Here is a 15,490-nt window from a genome sequence, read left to right as displayed (position 1 = left end):
AGGTGCAGCACCCGCGTCGCCAGCCCCGCCAGGCGCTGCAGGCTGCGCGGGTCGTCCAGGTCGCCACGCAAAGGCGTGACACCCGCCCCGCGCAGCGCCGGCACCCGTTCGGGCGACGAGGTCAGCGCCAACACGCGCGCACGCCGCCCTGCCCCCAATTCGCGCACACTGCGCAAGCCGACGTCGCCGCAGCCCACCACCAACACCCGTTCGCGGCGGAACCGCGCCGGCAAAGCACCCATCCAGACCATGCGTCCTCGCAAATTTGAGAAAATCCACGGCTCACGGGCGCACAGGGCGCCCGCACCATTGCAGACAGTATGACATTCCAGATCACCGTCCAGCCCAGCGGGCGCACCTTCTCCGCCAACGCCGACGAGGCCATCCTGGCCGCGGGCATCCGCCAGGGCATCGGCCTGCCCTACGGCTGCAAGGACGGTGCCTGCGGCTCCTGCAAGTGCAAGAAACTCGAAGGCAGCGTGGTCCACGGCACCCACCAGAGCAAGGCCTTGTCGGCCGAGGAAGAAGCCGCCGGCTTCGTGCTGACCTGCTGCGCCACCCCCACCAGCGACGTGGTGCTGGAATCGAAACAGGTGACCGAGGCCGGCGCCTTCCCGATCAAGAAAATGCCGGTGCGCGTCACCAGCCTGGAAAAGGTCTCGCACGACGTCATCGTGCTCAAGCTGCAACTCCCGGCCAGCGACACCTTCCAGTACCACGCTGGCCAGTACGTCGAATTCCTGCTGCGCGACGGTGCCCGCCGCAGCTACTCCATGGCCACCGCCCCGCACCGCCAGGCCGAAGGCCCCAGCATGGAGCTGCACATCCGCCACATGCCCGGTGGCAAGTTCACCGACCACGTCTTCGGTGCCATGAAAGAAAAGGAAATCCAGCGCATCGAAGGCCCGTTCGGCAGCTTCTACCTGCGCGAAGACAGCGACAAACCCATCGTGCTGCTGGCCTCGGGCACCGGTTTTGCCCCCATCAAAGCGCTGATCGAGCACATGCAGCACCGCGGCATCACCCGCCCGGCCACGCTGTACTGGGGCGGCCGCCGCCCGGCCGACCTGTACCAGAACGCCTGGGTGGAAGCGCAATGCGCCGCCATGCCGAACCTGCGTTACGTGCCGGTGGTGTCCGACGCGCTGCCCGAAGACGGCTGGACCGGGCGCAGCGGCTTCGTCCACCAGGCCGTGCTGCAGGACACCCCCGACCTGTCCGGCCACCAGGTCTACGCCTGCGGCGCGCCCATCGTGGTGGAGTCGGCCCAGCGCGACTACGTGGCGGCGGGCCTGCCGCCGGAGGAGTTCTACGCCGACTCGTTCACCTCGGAAAAAGACAAGCTGGGCGCCTGAACCCCCGCCCCCGCCAGCCCCCAGCCTGGGCCGGCAGGTGGGGCCTCAATCCATCACTCTGCCAGCAGGCGCTTGACGTCGCCCGCCAGGGCCTGGGCGCCGCTGCCGTAGCGGTGGTAGAGCCGGATGCGACCCTGCGTGTCGTACACATAGCTGCCGGCCGAGTGGTCCATGGTGTAGCTGGTCGGGGTCTTGCCCTCGACCTTCTTGTAGTACACCTTGTACGACTGAGCCAGCGCCGGCAAGGCATCGGCCGCGGCGTACAGCGCCAGGAAGGTCGGGTCGAAGTTGGCCATGTAGGCCTTCATGATCTCGGGCGTGTCGCGCGCTGGGTCCACGCTGATGAACAGGCCCTGCAATTTGTCCCCGTCGGCGCCCAGCAAGGCCTTGGCCTGGGCCAGCTCGCCGAGCGAGGTGGGGCACACGTCCGGGCACTGGGTGTAGCCGAAAAACACCACCGCCACCTTGCCCTGGAAATCCTTCAGGGTGCGGCGCTGGCCGTTGTGGTCGGTCAGGTCGAAGCCGGTGGCGTAGTCGGCCCCGGTGATGTCGATGCCGGAAAACGCCGGTTTCTCGCCGCACCCCGCCAGCCCCGCGGCCAGGCAGACCGCCGCCACCACAGAAAACCAGTTCCTTCGTTGGAGGAAAGTCGTCGCACGCATCGCCGTCACACCAGGTAATGGTCCACCAACATGGCCGCGAACAGCAGCGACAGGTGGATCAGGGAAAAACGGAAGGTCTTGCGCGCCAGTTGGTCGGAATAGTCGCGCCACAAGGCCCAGGCATAGCCGGTGAAGCCCACGCTCAGGGCCACCGCCACCGCCAGGTAGAGCCAGCCGTTCATTTTCAGCATGAAAGGCAGCAGGCAGGCGGCGAACAGAATCAGCGTGTACAGCAGGATCTGCAAGCGGGTGAAGGCCGAGCCGTGCGTCACCGGCAACATCGGCAGGCCGGATTTGCGGTAGTCCTCCACCCGGTACAGGGCCAGCGCCCAGAAGTGCGGCGGTGTCCAGAGGAAGATGATCAGGAACAGCACCAGGGCTTCGGGCGTGACGGTGTCGGCCATGGCGGCCCAGCCCAGCACCGGTGGCATGGCCCCGGACGCGCCCCCGATCACGATGTTCTGCGGCGTCAGTGGCTTGAGCACCACCGTGTAAATGATGGCGTAGCCGACGAAGGTGGCGAAGGTCAGCCACATCGTCAGCGGGTTCACCCACACGTACAGGACGACCGAACCGATGCCGCAGAGGATGGCCGAAAACGTCAGCGTCTGGCGGTTGGTGAGCTCGCCCTTGGCGGTCGGGCGCCAGGCGGTGCGCTTCATCTTGGCGTCGATGTGCTGCTCCACCACGCAGTTGAAGGCGGCGGCGGCTCCCGCCACCAGCCAGATGCCGAAGCAGGCTACCGCGGCCAGCACCACCTGCTCCCCGGTGGGCAGGCCGGGCACCGCCAGCACCATGCCGATGAGCGCGCAAAACACGATCAGCTGGATGACGCGCGGCTTCATCAGCGCGTAGAACTGCCGCCAGGTGGGCGGCAAGGGGGTGGACAAGGTCGTGTCGGCGGTGCTCATGCGGGATGTCCCTTGGGGTTCGAAGGCGCCGCGTTCCGGGCCAGGGTGGGTGGATGGGCTTCGGCCAGCCAACCGGTCAGGGCCACGACCAGGGCGGCCGCGCCCCCGGTGTGCGCGACCGCGGCCACCAGCGGCCACTCCAGCACCACGTTCGACAGTCCGGTCAAGAGCTGCCATCCGGCCAGCGCCCACAGCCAGCGGGTCTGGCGCAGTTGCCCCTGCCGGCGGAAGTGCCAGGCCAGCGCCACCAGCGCCGCCAGCACCAGGTAGGCCATCAGCCGGTGGGTGTAGTGGATCGCGGTCAGCGCCGCAAACGTGATGGCCTCGCCCGAGCCCTGCTGGCCCAGTTCGCGCCACCATTCAAAACCGCGGGCGAAGTCCATGACCGGCCACCAGCTGCCCTGACAGGTGGGGAAATCGCGGCAGGCCAGCACGGCGTAGTTGGTGCTGACCCAGCCCCCCAGGGCAATCTGCACGCACAGCAGACCGAAGACCCACCACAGGGCGCGCCGGGTGCTGGCCCCGTAAGCCGCCGCGCCCCCGGCCGTGCCCAGCGTCTGGCCGTAGCGCACCGCCTGCACGCGCAGCAGCGCCAGCAGGCCCAGGCCGCCGAGCAGGTGCAAGGTGACGATGGCCGGGAACAGCTTCATGGTCACCGTCCAGGCGCCAAACGCCCCTTGCAGACACACCCACACCAACGTCACCCAGGGCCACACCCAGTGGACCTGGCTGCGCCGCCGCTGCCACCAACTGGCCAGCGCCAGCACCAGAATCAGCACCCCCACCGCGGTGGCCAGGTAGCGGTGGACCATCTCCACCCAGGCTTTGGACCAAGTCACCGGACCGGTGGGCATAACCGCCTGCGCGCTGCTGATGGCGGCGTGCGCCCCGATCGGACTGGCGCTGCCGTAGCAGCCGGGCCAGTCGGGGCAGCCCAGACCGGAATCGGTCAGCCGGGTGAAGGCACCGAACAGCACCAGGTCGAAGGTCAGAAACAGCGTCAGGGCCGTCAGCGCGGCCAAGCGTTGCCCGCTGCTGGCCCCGCGCTGGCGCAACCAGACCCAGGCCAGCGGCCCGAGCGCGATGACCAGGCCCAGGCCCATCATCCGCAGCACCGGGCTGTAGTCGTACAAAGCCTGCGCGTCCATGCTCAGCGCCCCGCCCGGTCCCAGAAGCCGGAGGCACGGATCAGGCGCTCCAGGTCCTTGCGCATCAGCTTCGGATCGGCGTTCGCCGGGAAGCGCATCATCCAGTTGCCCAGCGGATCGACCACGTAGAGGTGGTCTTTGAGCTGCTGCCCGGGCGCGGGCTCCAGCCACTGGGCCAGGGCGGCGGCGTCCATCTGCAACACCACCGCGGTTTGGGTGGCCTCGCGCAGCGTGGCAGAGAGTTCGCCCGACCCCGTGCGCAGCCAGACCCAGTCCATGCGGTCGCGCTCCTTGCCCAGGCCTTCACGCAGCTGGTGTTGGAGGTACAGGTGCCGTTCGCACTGTGCATCGCAGGCGCTGTCGGCCACGCTGATGAACAGCCACTGCTGCTTCAGGCTTTGCAAGGACACCGACCGCCCCTGGGCATCGGTGCCTTGCAGCGCCGGCAAGGGCCGCTGCGGGTCGATCAGCTCGCCGTAATTGCGCCGCCCCTCGGGCCGGATCACGTAGTAGGTGAAGTACGAGGCGATCACCGGCGAGGCACAGACCAGCAACACCAGGAACATCTTCCAGCGGCCGGAACGGGTCATGGCGGCGTCGCGCGTGGACGCCGCGCTGGCGTTCGGCAGCGAATGCACGGTGAGCGTCAGGGGCTCGTCGCGTTCGACGCTGTCGGCGCGCGACTCAGGCGCGCTGGCGCCGGGGGACGATGAAGTGGAACCAGACATACAAAACGGTGATGAGCGCACCCAGGCCAAACCATTGGAAGGCGTAACCGTAGTGCTTGTGAACGTCGGCGCCCACTTTGGGCCAGTCGCGGTCCATGCCGTCGGCCACGCCGGGAGGGGCAGATTGCTGGAGCGAAACGGGGTACAGGCGCAAGGACCATTCCGCCCCGTAGGCGTCAAGGTCGATATTTTGCCGGATACGGCCCTGTCCCTGGGCATCGAACTCGTAAAGCTTGGACGGTGGCGGGGCCAATCGGCCGGTCAACTCGACCCAACCGGCCGGCTCGGGCAAGTGGGGCAAGGCGGTGCGGTCGTCCAGGCGCCGCGGCACCCAACCGCGCTGCACCGCCAGCGTCGCGCCGTTGTCGGCGCGCAAGGGCGTCACCACGATGAAACCGGTGCGGCCGTTCATCGGCCGGTTGTCCAGAAACACCGTGGCGGCGTGCTGCCACTGCCCACGCAACCGAACGCGCCGGTCGTGCAAGGCGGCCCATTCGCCACTGCCGGCGGCGACGCGCAAATCGTCCCAACCCAAAGGGGCCAGGTGTTCGCGCGCCTCGCGCTGCGCCCACAGGGCCGATTTTTCGCTGGCGCGCCCCAGCTGCCACACCCCCAGGGCCGACGTGACCGCCAGCCCCAGCACCGCCCCCACGGTCACCCACAGACGCCGGCGGGCAGCGCTCATCGGATAATCCCCATCATGAAATACCTTGTGATCTTCGCCTTCGTGGCCATCCTGTGCAGTTTGGCGGTGGCGCTGGTGTCGATGATGCGCGGCGAATCCGCCCAGACCGACCACGCCAAATCGCGCCGCATGGCGCGCGCCCTGACCCTGCGCATCGGACTGTCGGTGCTGCTGTTCATGGTCGTCCTGTTCAGCTACCTGATGGGCTGGATCCAGCCCACCGGCCTGCCAGCGCACTGATACGGCTGCACAGAGCCCCGCATGGGGCCAGGTACCCCAACCACCCCCGTGCACCCAGCAAAAAAGCGCCCTCAGGCGCTTTTTTGTCGTGCGTGGCACGCCAGATCACATCCAGTAAACAAGGATGTACAGGCCCAGCCACACCACGTCCACGAAGTGCCAGTACCAGGCAGCGCCTTCGAAACCGAAGTGGCGTTCCGGGGTGAAATGGCCCTTTTGCAGGCGCAGGGTGACGAACAGCAGCATCAGCATGCCGACGAACACGTGGAAACCGTGGAAGCCGGTCAGCATGTAGAAAGTGGAACCGAAGATGCCGGAGGTGAGCTTCAGGTTCAGGTCGGCGTAGGCGTGGGCGTATTCGTAGCCCTGCACGAACAGGAACACCACACCCAGCAGCACGGTCAGCCACATGAAGGCGATGGTCTTGCTGCGGTTGCCGTCCTGCATCGCGTGGTGGGCGATGGTCAGGGTCACGCCCGAGGTCAGCAGCAGCGCGGTGTTGATGGTGGGCAGCCAGAACGGCCCCACCGACTGGAAGGGCTCGACGATGCCGGCCGGCGAGGCGGTGACACCGGCTTGCAGCGACGGCCAGATCGCCTTGAAGTCCGGCCAGATCAGCGCGTTCTCGATGTTGCCCAGCGCCGGCACCGAGTGGGTGCGGGCCCACCAGAGCGCGGTGAAGAAGGCGCCGAAGAACATCACCTCCGAAAAGATGAACCAGCTCATGCTCCAGCGGTAGGAGATGTCGATCTTGCGGCCGTACATGCCGCCTTCGCTCTCGGCCACGGCATCGCGGAACCATTGGTAGAGCACGATCAGCCACCAGGCCAGACCGAAGGCGACCGAGAACTTGCCCCAGCTCACGCCATTGATCCACTGGCCCGCGCCCAGCGCCACGAAGAACAGGCCGATCGCCGACATGACCGGGTGCCGGGACAGCCCGGGGACGAAATAGTATGGCGTTGTGCCATGCGTTGCTGCGGACATGCTCACTCCTACTTGCGCTTGCTTGTTGAATTGAATGGTGGTACTTGCGTGGCGATCAACGGGTCACCCAGAAGACGACACCCATCAGGGTGGCCACGAACAGGAAGGCCAGCACCACGCCCACCACCAGCAGGTGGATGGGGTTGAGCTTGGCAATGTCATCCTGGAAATCCTGGCGGCGGCGAACGCCCAGGAAACCCCAGAGCACGGCTTTCACCGTGGCGCCCAGGGAGCCTTTGCGTTGGTGGACGGGGGTGTTCACGATGCGCTCGCCTGTACCGGCACCGCAGACGGACTCGGCATCCACTGAGCCGTCGGCGCTGCCGGGGTTTTGCCCCCCACCTCGAAGAAGGTGTAGGACAGGGTGATGGTTTTCACATCCTTGGGCAGGCGGGGGTCGATGATGAACGCCACCGGCCACTCCTTTTTCTCGCCCGGTGCCAGGGTGTACTGCGTGAAGCAGAAACACTCTACCTTGCTGAAATGGTTGGCCGCCTGCCGCGGTGCGTAACTCGGGATGGCTTGAGCCGCCATCGTCCGGTTCTGGATGTTCTGAAACTCGTACATCACGGTGGTCAGTTCACCGGGGTGCACCTCCAGAGAGCGGACCTTGGGCTTGAAATCCCAGGGACCACGGACGTTGGTGTCGAACTCGATCGTGACCTTGCGCGAGGTGTCCACCTGGGTGTTGGCCGGCAGCACCGGACCCATGCCGGGCACCTGGCGCTCCGAAAGCGCCAGCACGTTGATGCCGGTCATCTCGCAGATCGCGCGGTAAATCGGCACCAGGGCGTAGCCAAAGGCGAACATGCCCAAGGCGATCACGGCCAGCTTGCCGGTCACCTTGAGGTTTTCCTTGCGCAAAGACATGCGGCTCACTTCCCAAACAGCACGAACTTGCCCACAAAACCGGCCAGGAAGACGAGCGCCACCGAAGCCAGGATCAGGCCCAGTTTCACGTTCTGCTTTCTTTGTTCAGGCGTCATGGTGCGGTCCGTGTTTTGTGGCTCAGCCAATCACCTTGGTGGCGGTGGCGTCCAGCTTGGGCGGGTTCTCGAAGGTGTGGTGGGGAGCCGGCGACGGCACTTCCCATTCCAGACCTTCAGCGCCTTCCCAAGGCTTCTGCACCGCTTTTTCGCCCTTGCCTTGCATGGCCGGAACGATCACGAACAGGAAGAAGTAGACCTGGGCCAGACCGAAGGCGAAGGCACCGACGGACGCGATGGCGTTGAAATCGGCGAACTGCATCGGGTAGTCGGCGTAGCGGCGGGGCATGCCGGCCAGACCCAGGAAGTGCATCGGGAAGAAGGTGATGTTGAAAGAAATCATCGACCACCAGAAGTGCAGCTTGCCGCGGGTCTCGGAATACATCACGCCGGTCCACTTGGGCAGCCAATAGTACACACCCGAGAACATGGCGAACAGCGAGCCGGCGACCAGCACGTAGTGGAAGTGGGCCACCACGTAATAGGTGTCCTGGAAGTTGATGTCGATGGGGGCCATCGACAGCATCAGACCGGTGAAACCGCCCATGGTGAACACGAAGATGAAGCCGACGGCCCACATCATCGGGGTCTCGAAGGTCATCGAACCCTTCCACATGGTGGCGATCCAGTTGAAGATCTTCACGCCCGTGGGCACGGCGATCAGCATGGTGCTGTACATGAAAAACAGCTGGCCGGTCACCGGCATGCCGGTGGTGAACATGTGGTGCGCCCACACGACGAAGGACAGGATGGCGATGGAGCCGGTGGCGTACACCATGGAGGCGTAGCCGAACAGCTTCTTGCGGGCGAAGGCGGGCACGACCTGGCTGACTATGCCAAAGGCCGGCAGGATCATGATGTACACCTCGGGGTGGCCGAAGAACCAGAAGATGTGCTGGTACATCACCGGGTCACCGCCGCCGGCGGGGTTGAAGAAGCTGGTACCCAGGTGGCGGTCGGTCAGCGTCATGGTGATGGCGCCGGCCAGCACGGGCATCACGGCGATCAGCAGGTAGGCGGTGATCAGCCAGGTCCAAGCGAACATCGGCATCTTCATCAGCGTCATGCCCGGGGCGCGCATGTTGAGGATGGTGACGATGATGTTGATCGAGCCCATGATGGACGAGGCGCCCAGGATGTGCATCGCGAAGATGGCGGCGTCCATGGACGGCCCCATCTGCAGCGTCAGCGGCGCGTACAGCGTCCAGCCGGCGGCGGGGGCGCCACCGGGCATGAAGAACGACAGCACGATGATGATGGCCGCAGGAATCATCAGCCAGAAGCTGAAGTTGTTCATCCGTGCGAACGCCATGTCGGAGGCGCCGATCTGCAGCGGCAGCATCCAGTTGGCGAAGCCCACGAAGGCCGGCATGATGGCACCGAACACCATGATGATGCCGTGCATGGTGGTGAACTGGTTGAACAGCTCGGGGTTGACCAGCTGCAGGCCCGGCTGGAACAACTCGGCGCGGATCAACAGGGCCAACACGCCGCCGATCATCAGCATGGCGAAGCTGAACAGCAGGTACAGGGTCCCGATGTCCTTGTGGTTGGTGGCCAGCACCCAGCGACGCCACCCGGCGGGGGCGTGGTGGTCATGATCGTGCGCGTGCGCGTCGTGGTGATCAAGAACTGCACTCATGGCATTTTCCTCGTTTCAAAAATTCCAAAGCCCGATCACTTGCGCGCGGCCAGCACTTGGGCCGGTTGCACCAGCTGCTGGGTGTTGTTCGACCAGCTGTTCTTGGCGTAAGTCATGACCGCAGCGATTTCCGTGTCGGACAACTGCTTCCAGGCCGGCATGGCACCGCCGGCGGCGCCGTTGAGCAGCACCTGGGTCATCTTCAGGTGGTCGGCATCGGTCACGATGGCCGAACCGTCCAGCGGCTTGATCGGGCCAGCGCCCTTGCCGTTGGCCTGGTGGCAGGCGGCACAGTTGGCTGCATAGACAGACTCGCCACGCTTGACGAGGTCGGTCAGGGCCCAGACCTTGTTCGGGTCGTCGGCCTTGGCGGCCATGGCCTTCTTCTGACCATCCACCCAGGCGGTGTATTCCTCGGCCGTCACCACCTTCACATGGATGGGCATGTAGGCGTGTTCCTTGCCGCACAGTTCCACGCACTGACCGTAGTAGTCACCGGTTTTTTCGGCACGGAACCAGGTGTCGCGCACGAAACCGGGGATGGCGTCCTGCTTGATGCCGAAAGACGGCACCATGAAGGAGTGGATCACGTCGTTGGCGGTGGTGATCAGACGGACCTTCTTGCCCACGGGCACAACCATGGGGTGGTCCACCTTCAGCAGGTAGTCGTCGGTCGCCTCGGGCTTGCCGCTGTCGGACATGACGCGCTGCTTCTGGTCCAGGGTGGACAGGAAGCCGATGCCCTCGCCCTCGCCCTTGATGTAGTCGTAGCCCCACTTCCACTGCATGCCGGTGACCTTGATGGTCAGGTCGCTGTTGGTGGTGTCTTTTTGGGCCACCAACACCTTGGTGGCGGGCAGCGCCATGCCGATGACGATCAGCAAGGGCACGATGGTCCAACCCAGTTCCACCCAGATCGGCTCGGGCAGCTCCTGCGATTTGTGACCGACCGATTTGCGGTGCTTGACGATGGAGTAGAACATCACGCCGAACACCAGCACGAAGATCACCGTGCACAGCACCAACATGAACCAGTGCAGCCAATGCTGCTCTTCGGCGATTTTGGTGACCGGCGGGTGGAAGTTCAACTGGTTGACCGCCGGACCACCGGGCAAGTCGCCCACCGCGTGGGCCGCGGTGGAAACCCAGGCGGCGGCACCCAGGGACACGGTGCCTACCGCGGCTTTGGCGCTGGCCCACAGCCGGCGCAACGAATGACCTGACTTCTTCATCGTGCTCACTTTTCTCGCCTCAAATATAAGCATTGATTTATATCAACGCCGATTACACCAAATTTTCTACCCAAACGCCGCGGACTATTCCTAGCCCCGATCTCGGGCGCCATGCAGGACATGGCGAATTTCCCGTGCCAGCTGCCCACGCAGGTCGGACCGGAGGTAGCGGCCCACATGGACCGTGCTTCCCGCCACCTGCAAGGCCACCAGACCCCGACCCGAGACGTCCGGCAAGACCCGGACCCAATGCCTGGACCATTCGTGGCGGCGCAGACGGCCACCGCTCTCCCACTCCACCACCAGGCTGGAAGGCCCGATGTGTATCCGCTCCTGGTCCGCGGCATGCCTGGCATACCACAGGAAGGCTGCGGCTAGAGCCAGCAACTCCAGCGCGGTGTATGGCAAGACCATCACCGCCCCGAGGAACCAGAACCCCAGCGCCACCACCAACGACACCCCGGACAGCAAGCCGTACGCGAGCAACAACTGCACGGGCGAGAGCGAGCAATTGCGCTTGAGCAGCCACCCCACCCCTTGCGGGGTCACCGTGGCCAAACGGTAAGGCGAACCGACGGAAGACACGTGCACGGCTTTGGCAAGACACAGGCAAGGCCCAGGGACAACACCTTGCGGACGCCCACCGAGCCTTGATCTATGTCAATTGTAGCCGGGCTTTCCCCCACATCGCTGACACACCCGCTGGACCCGGCAGCCGGGCCTGGGACAGACACTCAGTGGCCAGGGCGGGGCTGGCGCAACAAGGCCCGCATATCCTGCAGCGACACCTCGCTGCTGGCCGCCAGGCGCACGCGCGGCTCTGGCTTGAAGGCGTGGCCGTACACCACCTCGACGGTCACCGTCAGCAGGCCCTCGGCGTTGCGCGGCAGCTCACGCTCGACGGCCTCCAGCCAGGCCTGCCGGTAACCCGGTCCGCGGCAGTGCGCACACCGCTGTTGGTGGAGGTTGCGCCCCCAGGCACGCAAATCGGCCAACAGGCGTTCGGCACTGGGATAGGTCAGGGTGATGCGTTCCATGTCCACCACGGGCTCGGCAAAACCGGTTTCGACCAGCATGTCGCCCCAGTCGTGCATGTCGGTCAAGGGCGCCATGGGCGCGGGCCAGCCCATGCGCTCGTGCACCGCCCGCAACTCGATCAGGGTGTCGGGCCCGAGGCTGGAAAACATCGCGAAGCCGCCGACCCGCAACAGGCCGCGCCAGCGCGCCAGCAAGGCGGACGGCTCGGGATGCAGGTGCAAGGCCATGTTGGCCCACACCAGATCGGCCAGTTCGGCGGCGTCGGGGGCGACCAACGCCAGCCCGGCGGTGGGTGGGGCCGCCCAGCGCTGCAGCCAAGCACCCCAGCCACGTGGGGCCGGTGGCGAGAGCGCCGTGCGGGCCGCCGCGGCCTGCTCACCGGCCAGCCAGGCTTTGGCCTGCGGGTAACGCGCCGCGATCTGTCGGTGCGCGTCCAAACCACCCCATGATGCGGCCCAATCCACCCAATCCCGGGGCTGCTGGCGGATCCAACCCAAGCGGTCGGCCATGCGCGCCGCGATTTCCTCGTTCAGCCAGGGGCTGGCGGTGCGGGCCTGGTCGCGCCAGCGCGCCGCCGCGGTCGGGTCCAGGGCAGGCACGGTGGTGGGGGAGACGGGGGCTACAGCCATGGGATGGGGGGGCGCAAATCCGGCGCAGTATAGTCGCCACATGCGCCCCCTGCTCGACGGCTGGTCATGGCCCGCCACCTGCGAAATCTGCGCCGGCTGGCCCAGCCGCCCGGTGTGTGCCGCCTGCCTCCACGACCACGGACGGGTGTTGCCGCGCTGCCCGGGTTGCGCCCTGCCCCTGGCACCGGGCCTGAGCCACTGCACCCGCTGCCAGGGCCGGCACGGCCACCCGCTGCGGCGCAGCCACGCGCGGGTGGATTACACCTACCCCTGGACCGGCCTGGTGCAGCGATTCAAGTTCCACGGCGAGCCGGCTTGGGCGCGCACGCTGGCCGAACTGATGCTGCAGGACCCAGAGGCCAGCGACACCCTGGCCCAAGCCGACTGGGTGGCGCCGATCCCGCTGCCGCTGCCGCGCCTGCTGGAGCGCGGCTACAACCAGGCCTGGGAACTGGTGCGACAACTGCGCCGGCGCGTGCCCGAAGCACCTCCGGCAGTGGCCGACCTGCTGCAGCGTGCCGACGCCACCACGCCGATCCACACCCTGCCCCGGGCCGAACGGCTCGTTCACGCGCGCCACGCCTTCGCCGTGGCACCGGCCCACCGACCGCGCCTGGCCGGGCGCCACGTGCTGCTGGTGGACGACGTGATGACCACCGGCGCCACCCTGACCGCCGCGGCCCAGGCCCTGCGGGACGCCGGTGCCGCCGCGGTCAGCGCCTGGGTGTTCGCCCGCACCCCAGCCCCGGGCAGCGTGGAATAATCCCGGCCCCATGTTCCACATCGTTCTGGTTCAACCCGAAATCCCGCCGAACACCGGCAACGTCATCCGCCTGTGCGCCAACACCGGCTGCCGCCTGCACCTGATCGAGCCGCTCGGTTTTTCGATGGACGACAAGCACATGCGCCGCGCCGGTCTGGATTACCACGAGTACGCCGAGGTGCGCCGCCACGCCGACTGGGACACGTTTGTGCGCGACATGGCACCCCACCCCGAGCGCCTGTTCGCCATGACCACCCGCGGCACGCGCGCGGTGCACGAGGTCGCCTTCCAGCCCGGTGACTGGCTGGTGTTCGGCTCGGAAACCCAGGGCCTGCGCCCCGAGCTGCGCGAGCGCTTCCCCGCCGACCAGCGCCTGCGCCTGCCCATGCGCGCTGGCCAACGCAGTCTGAACCTGTCGAACGCGGTGGCGGTGGTGGCCTACGAAGCCTGGCGCCAGAACGGCTTCGCCTGAAGCCGCCGCAAGCGCCTCAGGCGTAGCTGCGTGCCACGAATTCGGCCACGCACACCGGCTTGTCGCTGCCTTCGCGCTCGACGCTGACGTCCCACGTCATCTGGCGGCCACGCGGCTCGATCGCCTCGCAAGCCTTCAAAAACAGGTGGGCGCGCAAGCGGCTGCCCACCGGCACCGGCGCGGTGAAACGCACCCGGTTCAGGCCGTAATTCACCCCCATGCGGACCTCGTCCACGCGCAGGGCGGTTTCCAGAAAGCGCGGCATCAGCGACAGCGTCAGAAAGCCGTGCGCGATCGGCCCGCCAAAAGGCCCCTGGCGCGCCCGCTCCGGGTCCACATGGATCCACTGCTGGTCGCCAGTGGCGTCGGCAAACTGCTGGACCTGGGCCTGGGTGACTGCGTGCCAGTCGCTGACGGCCACGTCCTGGCCAACGCAGGCGGCCAACTCGTCGAGGGTGGAAAAGATTTTCATGGCCCCACTGTAGGCCGGCCACCGCGGCCCGCATGTCCGGCCAGCGACAAGCGCCCGGTGCGGCTCAGAACCAGCCGTCCCAGACCAGTTTCACGCCGGTCAGGAACATGCCGGCATAGACCAGCCGGTAGAACAGGCGCGCATCGATGCGCCGGGCCATGCGCACCCCCGCCCACACGCCCAGCGGGGCCAGGGGCAGCAGCACCAGCGAGGTGGCGAAGTTGCGCGTGTCCAGCAAACCCAGCCAGGCGTACGGCAGCCACTTGCTCAGGTTGACCGCAAAAAACAGGAAGGCCATGGTGGCAGTGAAGACCACCGGCTTGAGCCGCAAGGGCAGGACGTAGGCGTTGACCGGCGGCCCGCCGGCGTGCGCCACGAAACTGGTGAAACCGGCGGTGACCGTCAGCACCGCCCCCAGCCAGCGCGGCGGCGGGGGCGCATCGGCGCGCGGTGGAAACAGCAGGCGCTGGGCCAGAAAGAGCAGGGTGACCACCCCCACCACACCGGCCACCACGCGCGGATCGACCACCCGGAACAGGGCGGTGCCCAGGGCCGTGCCCATCAGTGCAAACGGCAACAGGAAGGCCAGCAAGCGGCGGTCCAGGTCCTGGCGGAACGCGGCCATGCCGAGCACGTCCATCACAAACAGCAGCGGCATCAGGATGGCCGCGGCCTGCGGCACCGACACAGCCAGCGCCATCAGGGGCACGGCCAGCGAGCCGAACCCCGAGCCGAAACCGCTTTTGCTGACGCCCATGAGCAACACCGCCGGCACGGCAACGGCGTAAAAGCCCGGGTCGGTGATGGGCGTGAAGGTGAAGGCGGACAGCGTCATGGCAGGGGCCGCATCGTACCGGAGCGCTACCATCGGCGCCATGCAAGACCTCAATCCCTGGGCCGAAACGCTGCGCGTGTCGGTGGAAGTCGCGGCGACACTGGCCTTTGCCCTGTCGGGCCTGTTCGAAGGCGCCCGCAAACGGCTGGACGCTGTGGGCGTCTTCACCGTGACCTTCCTGGCCGCCTTCGGTGGCGGCACCCTGCGCGACCTGCTGCTGGACCAGCGCCCCTTCTTTTGGGTGGCCCATGTGCACTGGCTGTGGGCCCTGATGGGCATGACCGTGACGGCCATGGCGTTTTTGCGCCACCGCCACTTCGAGCCGACCGAACGCGCCATGCAGTGGCCCGACGCCCTAGGCCTGGGCCTGTTCGCCGCGGCCGGCGTGAGCAAGGCCCTGCACAGCGGCTCGCCCATGCTGGTGGCGGTGCTGATGGGCGTGGTCACCGGCGTCTTCGGCGGCGTGCTGCGCGACATGGTCTGCAACGAAATTCCGCGCGCCTTCCGCGACCACCGGCCCTACGCCATCTGCGCCTTCCTCGGGGGCTGGGCCTACGTGGGCTGGTGGCAGGTCAGCGGCGCCCCCAGCCAGGCCCTGCTGGTGTGCGTGCTGGTGACGGCCGGCCTGCGCGGCCTGGCCCTGTGGCGCAACTGGGCACTGCCGGCCTGGCGCATCTGAAATCCCTGCAACGGCGAGAATCGACC

At 66.8% G+C, this 15,490-nt stretch carries 21 protein-coding genes; 5 read left to right on the top strand and 16 right to left on the bottom strand.

Annotation, left to right across the window (positions count from 1 at the left end; translation table 11 throughout):
* On the bottom strand, window positions 1-242 hold a 242-nt coding region (locus tag CON77_RS03920), incomplete at its 3' end, for an NAD-binding protein (protein ID WP_198552258.1).
* A 78-nt stretch (window positions 243-320) separates the two neighbouring features.
* Here CON77_RS03920 and CON77_RS03915 point away from each other — a divergent pair.
* On the top strand, window positions 321-1,355 hold the full coding sequence (locus CON77_RS03915) for a CDP-6-deoxy-delta-3,4-glucoseen reductase (RefSeq protein ID WP_101047836.1): 1,035 nt from the start codon (window positions 321-323) through the stop codon (window positions 1,353-1,355).
* 53 nt (window positions 1,356-1,408) lie between these two features.
* Here CON77_RS03915 and CON77_RS03910 read toward each other — a convergent pair whose 3' ends face one another.
* From CON77_RS03910 to CON77_RS03890, 5 genes are read right to left on the bottom strand one after another with little or no spacing between them, the layout of a single operon-like run.
* Window positions 1,409-2,017 (bottom strand): SCO family protein, encoded by a 609-nt coding sequence (locus tag CON77_RS03910; RefSeq protein WP_101047835.1) that lies wholly within the window; start codon window positions 2,015-2,017, stop codon window positions 1,409-1,411.
* Window positions 2,018-2,022: 5 nt separating this feature from the next.
* Entirely contained in the window at window positions 2,023-2,928 is a 906-nt protein-coding gene (gene cyoE / locus CON77_RS03905) for a heme o synthase (RefSeq protein ID WP_101047834.1), read from the bottom strand.
* Window positions 2,925-4,076: a COX15/CtaA family protein gene (locus CON77_RS03900; RefSeq protein WP_101047833.1), complete on the bottom strand. Its 1,152-nt coding sequence runs from the start codon at window positions 4,074-4,076 to the stop codon at window positions 2,925-2,927. The genes cyoE and CON77_RS03900 overlap by 4 nt, the downstream gene beginning before the upstream one ends.
* Window positions 4,077-4,078: 2 nt before the next feature.
* Complete coding sequence (locus CON77_RS03895) at window positions 4,079-4,804, bottom strand: SCO family protein (protein ID WP_101047832.1); 726 nt, start codon at window positions 4,802-4,804, stop codon at window positions 4,079-4,081.
* Window positions 4,761-5,489 (bottom strand): SURF1 family protein, encoded by a 729-nt coding sequence (locus tag CON77_RS03890; protein WP_101047831.1) that lies wholly within the window; start codon window positions 5,487-5,489, stop codon window positions 4,761-4,763. The genes CON77_RS03895 and CON77_RS03890 overlap by 44 nt, the downstream gene beginning before the upstream one ends.
* A 15-nt stretch (window positions 5,490-5,504) precedes the next feature.
* Here CON77_RS03890 and CON77_RS03885 point away from each other — a divergent pair, with 15 nt between their 5' ends.
* Entirely contained in the window at window positions 5,505-5,729 is a 225-nt protein-coding gene (locus CON77_RS03885) for a twin transmembrane helix small protein (protein ID WP_101047830.1), read from the top strand.
* A 105-nt stretch (window positions 5,730-5,834) separates the two neighbouring features.
* Here CON77_RS03885 and CON77_RS03880 read toward each other — a convergent pair whose 3' ends face one another.
* From CON77_RS03880 to CON77_RS03850, 8 genes are all read right to left on the bottom strand, one after another.
* On the bottom strand, window positions 5,835-6,716 hold the full coding sequence (locus tag CON77_RS03880) for a cytochrome c oxidase subunit 3 (RefSeq protein ID WP_101047829.1): 882 nt from the start codon (window positions 6,714-6,716) through the stop codon (window positions 5,835-5,837).
* A gap of 55 nt (window positions 6,717-6,771) precedes the next feature.
* A complete protein-coding gene (locus CON77_RS03875) occupies window positions 6,772-6,978 on the bottom strand; it encodes a DUF2970 domain-containing protein (protein WP_232788394.1) in 207 nt (68 codons plus the stop codon).
* Window positions 6,975-7,586: a cytochrome c oxidase assembly protein gene (locus CON77_RS03870; protein ID WP_101047828.1), complete on the bottom strand. Its 612-nt coding sequence runs from the start codon at window positions 7,584-7,586 to the stop codon at window positions 6,975-6,977. Before CON77_RS03870 ends, CON77_RS03875 begins: the two co-directional genes overlap by 4 nt.
* Before the next feature lie 5 nt (window positions 7,587-7,591).
* Complete coding sequence (locus CON77_RS15470; protein WP_232788393.1) at window positions 7,592-7,702, bottom strand: cytochrome oxidase small assembly protein; 111 nt, start codon at window positions 7,700-7,702, stop codon at window positions 7,592-7,594.
* Between the two features lie 22 nt (window positions 7,703-7,724).
* Entirely contained in the window at window positions 7,725-9,344 is a 1,620-nt protein-coding gene (gene ctaD / locus CON77_RS03865; RefSeq protein ID WP_101047827.1) for a cytochrome c oxidase subunit I, read from the bottom strand.
* A 35-nt stretch (window positions 9,345-9,379) separates the two neighbouring features.
* A complete protein-coding gene (gene coxB / locus CON77_RS03860; protein WP_101047826.1) occupies window positions 9,380-10,576 on the bottom strand; it encodes a cytochrome c oxidase subunit II in 1,197 nt (398 codons plus the stop codon).
* Window positions 10,577-10,666: 90 nt separating this feature from the next.
* Window positions 10,667-11,161 carry a DUF2244 domain-containing protein gene (locus CON77_RS03855; RefSeq protein WP_101047837.1) on the bottom strand — a complete coding sequence of 165 codons (495 nt, stop codon included), beginning with the start codon at window positions 11,159-11,161 and terminating at the stop codon, window positions 10,667-10,669.
* Window positions 11,162-11,310: 149 nt separating this feature from the next.
* Window positions 11,311-12,243 carry a methyltransferase domain-containing protein gene (locus tag CON77_RS03850; protein ID WP_101047825.1) on the bottom strand — a complete coding sequence of 311 codons (933 nt, stop codon included), beginning with the start codon at window positions 12,241-12,243 and terminating at the stop codon, window positions 11,311-11,313.
* A 40-nt stretch (window positions 12,244-12,283) separates the two neighbouring features.
* Here CON77_RS03850 and CON77_RS03845 point away from each other — a divergent pair, with 40 nt between their 5' ends.
* Window positions 12,284-13,006, top strand: coding sequence for a ComF family protein (locus CON77_RS03845; protein WP_101047824.1), 723 nt, complete (start codon window positions 12,284-12,286; stop codon window positions 13,004-13,006).
* A 10-nt stretch (window positions 13,007-13,016) separates the two neighbouring features.
* Window positions 13,017-13,478 (top strand): tRNA (uridine(34)/cytosine(34)/5-carboxymethylaminomethyluridine(34)-2'-O)-methyltransferase TrmL, encoded by a 462-nt coding sequence (gene trmL / locus CON77_RS03840; protein ID WP_101047823.1) that lies wholly within the window; start codon window positions 13,017-13,019, stop codon window positions 13,476-13,478.
* 16 nt (window positions 13,479-13,494) lie between these two features.
* Here the strand turns inward: trmL and CON77_RS03835 are convergent, their stop codons facing one another.
* Both CON77_RS03835 and CON77_RS03830 read right to left on the bottom strand, forming a co-directional pair.
* Window positions 13,495-13,950, bottom strand: a complete 456-nt coding sequence (locus CON77_RS03835; RefSeq protein WP_101047822.1) for a MaoC family dehydratase — start codon at window positions 13,948-13,950, stop codon at window positions 13,495-13,497.
* Between the two features lie 64 nt (window positions 13,951-14,014).
* Window positions 14,015-14,785, bottom strand: coding sequence for a sulfite exporter TauE/SafE family protein (locus CON77_RS03830; RefSeq protein WP_101047821.1), 771 nt, complete (start codon window positions 14,783-14,785; stop codon window positions 14,015-14,017).
* Between the two features lie 40 nt (window positions 14,786-14,825).
* Here CON77_RS03830 and CON77_RS03825 point away from each other — a divergent pair, with 40 nt between their 5' ends.
* Window positions 14,826-15,464 carry a trimeric intracellular cation channel family protein gene (locus CON77_RS03825; protein WP_101047820.1) on the top strand — a complete coding sequence of 213 codons (639 nt, stop codon included), beginning with the start codon at window positions 14,826-14,828 and terminating at the stop codon, window positions 15,462-15,464.
* Window positions 15,465-15,490 lie beyond the last annotated feature (26 nt).

The organism is Macromonas nakdongensis, from assembly GCF_002837145.1.
GTDB classification, from domain to species: domain Bacteria; phylum Pseudomonadota; class Gammaproteobacteria; order Burkholderiales; family Burkholderiaceae_C; genus Macromonas_B; species Macromonas_B nakdongensis.
The sequence above is the reverse complement of the archived record's forward strand: the minus strand, read 5'-3'. Positions and strand labels throughout refer to the sequence as shown.

What these genes read in the sequence shown, in the direction of transcription:
- CON77_RS03825 (WP_101047820.1), top strand. Translation starts at nt 14,826, where the DNA reads ATGCAAGACCTCAATCCCTGGGCCGAAACGCTGCGCGTGTCGGTGGAA.
- coxB (WP_101047826.1), bottom strand. Translation starts at nt 10,576, where the DNA reads ATGAAGAAGTCAGGTCATTCGTTGCGCCGGCTGTGGGCCAGCGCCAAA.
- CON77_RS15470 (WP_232788393.1), bottom strand. Translation starts at nt 7,702, where the DNA reads ATGACGCCTGAACAAAGAAAGCAGAACGTGAAACTGGGCCTGATCCTG.
- CON77_RS03850 (WP_101047825.1), bottom strand. Translation starts at nt 12,243, where the DNA reads ATGGCTGTAGCCCCCGTCTCCCCCACCACCGTGCCTGCCCTGGACCCG.
- CON77_RS03900 (WP_101047833.1), bottom strand. Translation starts at nt 4,076, where the DNA reads ATGGACGCGCAGGCTTTGTACGACTACAGCCCGGTGCTGCGGATGATG.
- CON77_RS03845 (WP_101047824.1), top strand. Translation starts at nt 12,284, where the DNA reads ATGCGCCCCCTGCTCGACGGCTGGTCATGGCCCGCCACCTGCGAAATC.
- CON77_RS03885 (WP_101047830.1), top strand. Translation starts at nt 5,505, where the DNA reads ATGAAATACCTTGTGATCTTCGCCTTCGTGGCCATCCTGTGCAGTTTG.
- CON77_RS03870 (WP_101047828.1), bottom strand. Translation starts at nt 7,586, where the DNA reads ATGTCTTTGCGCAAGGAAAACCTCAAGGTGACCGGCAAGCTGGCCGTG.
- CON77_RS03830 (WP_101047821.1), bottom strand. Translation starts at nt 14,785, where the DNA reads ATGACGCTGTCCGCCTTCACCTTCACGCCCATCACCGACCCGGGCTTT.
- cyoE (WP_101047834.1), bottom strand. Translation starts at nt 2,928, where the DNA reads ATGAGCACCGCCGACACGACCTTGTCCACCCCCTTGCCGCCCACCTGG.
- CON77_RS03890 (WP_101047831.1), bottom strand. Translation starts at nt 5,489, where the DNA reads ATGAGCGCTGCCCGCCGGCGTCTGTGGGTGACCGTGGGGGCGGTGCTG.
- CON77_RS03915 (WP_101047836.1), top strand. Translation starts at nt 321, where the DNA reads ATGACATTCCAGATCACCGTCCAGCCCAGCGGGCGCACCTTCTCCGCC.
- CON77_RS03910 (WP_101047835.1), bottom strand. Translation starts at nt 2,017, where the DNA reads ATGCGTGCGACGACTTTCCTCCAACGAAGGAACTGGTTTTCTGTGGTG.
- CON77_RS03895 (WP_101047832.1), bottom strand. Translation starts at nt 4,804, where the DNA reads ATGTCTGGTTCCACTTCATCGTCCCCCGGCGCCAGCGCGCCTGAGTCG.
- CON77_RS03835 (WP_101047822.1), bottom strand. Translation starts at nt 13,950, where the DNA reads ATGAAAATCTTTTCCACCCTCGACGAGTTGGCCGCCTGCGTTGGCCAG.
- ctaD (WP_101047827.1), bottom strand. Translation starts at nt 9,344, where the DNA reads ATGAGTGCAGTTCTTGATCACCACGACGCGCACGCGCACGATCATGAC.
- CON77_RS03880 (WP_101047829.1), bottom strand. Translation starts at nt 6,716, where the DNA reads ATGTCCGCAGCAACGCATGGCACAACGCCATACTATTTCGTCCCCGGG.
- trmL (WP_101047823.1), top strand. Translation starts at nt 13,017, where the DNA reads ATGTTCCACATCGTTCTGGTTCAACCCGAAATCCCGCCGAACACCGGC.